This is a genomic window from Pontibacterium sp., assembly GCF_041587635.1.
Classification (GTDB): Bacteria; Pseudomonadota; Gammaproteobacteria; order Pseudomonadales; family Balneatricaceae; genus Pontibacterium.
This window is the reverse complement of sequence record NZ_JBFGYC010000408.1, coordinates 1-3,748: the sequence shown is the minus strand read 5'-3', so window position 1 is coordinate 3,748 and position 3,748 is coordinate 1. Positions and strand designations below refer to the sequence as shown.

The window sequence follows — 3,748 nt, the reverse complement described above, 5'->3', positions numbered from 1 at the left end:
CCGGGATCAGGCTAATACTGGTAAACACCGGGTAGACCTGACCGGTTTTACTCCGGTTCAGGAATTCGCCTCGCCAATAGCCCTTCGAGGAAAGGTCTAGCCATAGCTGCTGATAAAACTCCCCACCCTGCTGCCCGGCACTGAGCACGCGCGGGTTTTTGCCTTCCAGCTCATCCATAGAGAAGCCAGACATCTCTTCAAGCGAGGCATTTACATAAACGATTTGATTCTCTGCATCGGTGATAATGATTCCATCTTTGGAAAAATCATACACCTGCTGAGCGATTTGAAGACGGTCATTCTTTTCTTGCAGCTGAGCAATCTCGCTTTTCAGAAGGTGCTCATACTTGATGCGTTCGAGTTCTCGCGATGCCCTGACCGCAAAGGTATTGAAGTAGCGGGATATCCGATCAACATCGGTTTCATCAATCGGCGCTTCAAATAACGCGGATAGAATACCGATCACCTGCCCGTCGGCATCCTGCAGTGTGATCCCGATATACCCCTCGATGGACATATCTCGCAGAAGGTGGTCATCAGGGTAGCTTTCAACCACACCATTGAGAATGCAGGCCTCCCCTGCACAACGCAGGTCTTCACACGGTGTGCCTTTAAGGTCATATCGAAGCGCGGGGTGAAGCTCACCTTTCCCCCAGAGAGAGACGGTTTCTGCCTGACTATCACCCAATACCCGCGCCACAAAGGTGTAATCAGCAGATAGCAGTTCGCCGAGCTTTTTCATCAGCACATTGAAGTAACCCTCACCACAGAGCTCACTCAATTCATCGGCACTGAAAACTACACTCTCGCTTATCGACACACGCACTACCTAACTTTTCAACAGGATAATCCTGACTCGAGTATGACCCGCGCCTATCCTCCGTTGATTTGCGCTGTGATGTCTATCGCTCGAACCGTTCACTATTAGATAGGTGTCGGCAAGATTGGCTATTTCTATACCCCTAAAAGCGACAATACGACCTCTGCGGTCAGATCCAGATCTCACTCAGGGGGGTGTCTTCACTGTATCGGTGGCGAATCTGCGCCTGTAACAACTCGGCGGTGGCTAACGCATCCACCATCGCGTCATGTTGCGCATAATGGGGCAATCCATAGCGGCTGCGGCTATCACCGAGACGAATAGAAGCAGGTTTGCGCCCGAATAAACGACCACAAAATGAAGAAAAACCTTTCCGGTAAAGCTGCGCTTCCAGCTCCATCGTGTCGACCACCGGAAACTGAATACCCTCGCCAACTCGCCGTGCAATACCCGCATTTAGAAACTCGCGCTCAATATACCGGTAATGGACGACCACCACCCGACCGGCAATCGCCTCCAGCAGCGGCCCCATAACGGAATGCAGATCCGGAGCACCATCAATATCAGAATGGGTGATGCCGTGAATCACGACCGAATTCTCTTTCATCTCTTTGCGCGGCGTCAGTAGCCAGTGGCGGGCATCACGTACCCGAATACGCTGCAGATCAAAGGGTACCAGACCGATACTGACGATCTCGTCATGCTCGGCATCCAACCCGGTGGTTTCAAAATCCAACGCAACAAAAGGCACATCGGCCAGCGGCGTATCCGCTGCCGGACACCCTCCGGCATAGAAGAGTTGCAACCGCTCATCATGTGAACTGAGGGCAAGTTCGCGAAAGAGTAATGGCCAGTCGGCGACAGTCTGTAGGGGTGTAGTCGCCATCGTTATTTCCGCGTGTAGGGATAACGGAACTTAAGGAAACGCTGAGCATTGCTGAGCACCAGAAACGCCTCTTTCAGGTTCCTTCGCTCAAAATCAGATACATTATCCGGCTCGATATTGTTATCCGGCTCACCTCCCGCCTCCACATCCAGTGCCTGATGGCGAATACGGACCATCGAGATAAACTCCAGTGCATCACGCAGATCGGTTCCGCGGTCTTGCGGCAGAATACCCGCATCAATCACATCATCCAGACGTTCGAATGAATTTCGGGCGGTCGAGCCTACCGCCAATGCATGCACCCGAATCAGATCAGCCAGGGGAGCCGTACCACGGCGCTTGAGATTGATTGAGTTACGGTGTTGCCCGTCCTTCTCCATCACAAAGCCTTTAAAGAAGCCCAGTGGCGGCGTACGACTGAGCGAGTTTCGAGCCAGACACGCAAGGAAACGCGGAGACATACTGGAACGACGCACGATAAAGGTGTTCAGCTGTTTCGCCCAGTCGATACGTCCCCAGACACCGTCCAGATCAAAGAAGATGGAACAGTTTAATAACGCCTCCGGATCAGGATTATCGATCCAGTCGGCAAAACAGACCTCCCATTCACGCCGGGTTTTCCGCCATTGCGGGTTGGTCGCCATGATCTCACCGGTACAGTAGGTATAACCACAGGCATCCAGACCATCGCTGACAAATTGCGCCAGCTCTTCAAAGTACTGACCGTGCAACTTAGGGTCATAGCGGTTATCGAGAATCAGCGCATTATCCTGATCGGTAATGATCAGCTGCTCATCCCGTGCCATCGAACCCAGTGCCAAAAAGCAATAAGGCACAGGCGGTGCGCCCAACTTCTCCTCCGCCAGTTCCAGCAAGCGCTGCTTGAAGCTGCGCCCGATAACTGACAGGGCACTACCAATCATATGAGAATTAGCATCCTCGTTGACCATCCGTACGAAGCAGGAGTTCACTTGCTTTGATAGCTGTACGAGCTCCTCAACACTCTGCTGACGCAAAATGGTGCTAACCATATATAAGCTGCTTTGAGATTCGTAACGGACGATATCAGATGTGGCAATCACACCGATGGGACGCTTGCCGTCCATCACCGGCAGATGGTGCAGATTAAAGCGCAACATCGTCAGCATCGCTTCAAATACGTAGGCGTCATCATCCAGCGTGATGGGGCCACTGGTCATCACCTCCGTCACCGGCTGATCCAGATTGATCCCCGGTGCAACGACCCGAATACGCAGATCACGATCAGTGAGGATGCCTGCCAGCAAAGGCTCGTCCTCATCCGCACTTTCAGCATCCTGATGCAAAATTAGTAGCGAAGAGACAGCCTCTTCTGCCATTTTCTGCGCAGCTTGCCTGATTGAGGCAGAGGCATCGATAGTCACCGGCTCACGCGAGATCAACGTGGTAACCTTCGACACCATCAGGTCGTTATTTTCCTGTTTGCTGGACACCGCCTGACGCAGGCTGTTGTCGTCCATCTCCACGAAATAGGCGAATTCGTCGAACTGATCGCACAACTCGGTGAACAGCGCTTCAGGGATAAAGTAGATCAGCGAGTCTTCCAGCGTACGGGCCGGCAGACGCACCTTGTTGTTCATCAACAGGCCGAGCTGACCGAACAGATCACCCTCACTCAAGCGGTTGTAGAGATCGCCGTTACGCCGATAGATCTCGACAGCCCCGCTGCGAATCACGCAAAGATCATGTATCTCATCACCAAAGCGGTATATATCGGCACCCGCCCGGTAATAGGAGATCTCGACCTGAGTCGCTATATGGTTCACCGTGTGTTCCGGCAGTGTGTTAAACGGCGGATACTGGCTGAGAAAACCCGCGATCTCTATCTGTTCGGCTTCCATACTATCTCTACTTTATCTCTCGATCAGAGCGGCCTTTTTAAACGCTGCAGCAACATGAATCAATACTCGATCACTACATCACTGGTGGGTACACAGCAACAAGACAGCACATAACCCGCCGCTGCGTCATCGTCGGTAATCCCGCCATTATGTTCCATAGTG

Annotated in this window: 3 protein-coding genes and 1 pseudogene; all 4 read right to left on the bottom strand. The window is 52.5% G+C overall.

Annotation, left to right across the window (positions count from 1 at the left end; genetic code table 11):
- The coding region (locus ABYW01_RS16490) for a PAS domain S-box protein (protein ID WP_372834784.1) at positions 1-820 on the bottom strand (820 nt) is incomplete at its 3' end.
- A 169-nt stretch (positions 821-989) separates the two neighbouring features.
- Entirely contained in the window at positions 990-1,706 is a 717-nt protein-coding gene (locus ABYW01_RS16485) for a 3'-5' exonuclease (RefSeq protein ID WP_372834781.1), read from the bottom strand.
- A 2-nt stretch (positions 1,707-1,708) separates the two neighbouring features.
- Positions 1,709-3,586 carry a DUF294 nucleotidyltransferase-like domain-containing protein gene (locus ABYW01_RS16480; protein ID WP_372834779.1) on the bottom strand — a complete coding sequence of 626 codons (1,878 nt, stop codon included), beginning with the start codon at positions 3,584-3,586 and terminating at the stop codon, positions 1,709-1,711.
- A 59-nt stretch (positions 3,587-3,645) separates the two neighbouring features.
- Positions 3,646-3,748: pseudogene (locus tag ABYW01_RS16475) on the bottom strand (ferredoxin); the annotation flags it as partial.

Bases quoted from the DNA above. Each gene is read 5' to 3' on its own strand.
- ABYW01_RS16485 (WP_372834781.1), bottom strand. From the start codon at position 1,706: ATGGCGACTACACCCCTACAGACTGTCGCCGACTGGCCATTACTCTTT.
- ABYW01_RS16480 (WP_372834779.1), bottom strand. From the start codon at position 3,586: ATGGAAGCCGAACAGATAGAGATCGCGGGTTTTCTCAGCCAGTATCCG.